At 43.6% G+C, this 1,813-nt stretch carries 2 protein-coding genes; one reads left to right on the top strand and one right to left on the bottom strand.

Translation table 11 applies throughout. The features are described 5' to 3' along the window. Positions 1 to 46: helix-turn-helix domain-containing protein (locus O9295_RS27370; RefSeq protein WP_353737100.1), on the bottom strand; the 46-nt coding region annotated here is incomplete at its 3' end. A 577-nt stretch (positions 47 to 623) separates the two neighbouring features. On the opposite strand from O9295_RS27370, the gene O9295_RS11425 reads away from it, so the two are divergent. Further along, a partial coding sequence (locus O9295_RS11425; RefSeq protein WP_288033010.1) for a CARDB domain-containing protein occupies positions 624 to 1,813 on the top strand: 1,190 nt, incomplete at its 3' end.

Raw genomic sequence — 1,813 nt, 5'->3', positions numbered from 1 at the left:
CTTGTTCGGGTGTGGGGTAAAATCGAAACGAATAGGCTTTTTCCATACCTCACATTTTAGCATATATTTCGTAAACGATGCTCATATTTAACAGTAAAGCCGTCGTAGAACGACGGGGTTTCAGACCCAAATTTTCGATGAGTGCATGAGTGCCTGTCCTGATATGTAGCCTATACTCAACGGATTTAGTATCATCAGGTTTTCATCGGTTCAGATTGTATCAGAATTATCTGAAATGACTCTATTTTTATTTATCGATAGAAATCTATAACTAAATAGGTAAAAATCTATAACTAAAGACATAAAAATTGATTGACACTATGGATTCCATTGTGTTATGTATAGGATGTGACAGATATGACTCATTTGTATCGTACAACTCAAGTTTGATTTGAATTGCCCCGATGATTACTGTTTTGTCACCATTTTTAAACAGAGCAAAGAATTGCACAGGTAATTGTCGCCCATCAAGGACAGGCGATAGCGAGTAATTGTGCTGTGAACCTGTAAATTTCTACTGACGGTGACATCCGTTTGGCACTGAAGCGCAACGACAACAAGTTAAGCTTCAATGCTTGCTGCCTTGAAGACCTTTACTGTTACTATTTTCCAACTTATTAGCCATGTCATCAACCACTACTGTAACTACCGCCGAGTCATCGCCACAAAACACCCTTGGTGATCAGAAGAAAGTAACTGAGAACGAGAACATCCCAAATAGTACTACCGCAACCAGTAAGATTGATGAGTTGTTAAAGGCTGCTGTCGGTGGCAAAAATTTAAATCAATTCTCCCCAAAAGATTTAAATGAGCTTTTGGACAAAGTTAATTTTTTAGGTGCGATTGGACTTGATACTAACGGAAAACAGATACCAACAACAGTTAACAACAACAAATCAATTTCTACCTCAAGTCTTGCCTCAACTGTCTCACAACCAGATTTAGTGGGCAGTTTTGGCACGATTAATTTGCCAACTACGGTTGCATTCGGCGCTCAGGGAACTGCACAGGTAATTGTCACCAATCAAGGACAGGGGATCGCCAGTGGTCCCAGTACTGTCAAACTGTACATTTCCACTGACGGTCAGATTGACAGTAACGATGCCTTACTCACCAGTGTCAGCACAAACTTGAACCTAAACGCCGGGCAGTCAGTCACCCTAGACTTAACGTATAACAACAATACTTCAGTCATCGCTCCGGGGGCTTACTTTCTCATTGCTCAAGTTGATGCAGATAACCAAATTGCCGAACAACTGGAAACCAATAATGTCACCAGTAAATTAGTATCGGGACTGAATACTAATGCCGTCATCGACTGGAATGCGATCGCCTTAAATGCGATTCAAGCCGAGGGAAAAGCGGGGCGGGGAGTCGCGCCGACAGTAGGTTCTCGCTTAATGGCGCTGGTTTCTACTGCCGTCTATGATACGGTCAATGCCTTCAACACTTTATATCCCTCCTACGCTGTAAATGTGAACGCACCAGGGAATACCTCGTTGGGGATGGCGGCAGTTGGTGCTGCTTATCGAGTTCTTTCTACTCAATTATCTGGACAAAGTAGCTTGTTCTCACAGCAATTATCCAATTCTCTGGCGGAGATTCAGGACAGTGCCACCGCTGAAAGCCGGGGGTTTAATTTGGGCATTTTAGTAGCCAATCAGAGCATCAATTTACGCGCTAATGATGGTTCTAACAACAATACGCCTTTCACTGCGCCGTCGGGAGCCTATGTCTGGAGACCAGAAACCTCGGGCCCCACTGCTGGGGTAGCAGTCGGTGCCAACTGGGGGGGAGTAGATACTTGGGCAAT

The sequence above is a fragment of the Microcystis sp. LE18-22.4A genome (genome assembly GCF_027531105.1).
GTDB classification, from domain to species: domain Bacteria; phylum Cyanobacteriota; class Cyanobacteriia; order Cyanobacteriales; family Microcystaceae; genus Microcystis; species Microcystis aeruginosa.
This window is presented reverse-complemented; position numbering and strand designations above follow the sequence as displayed.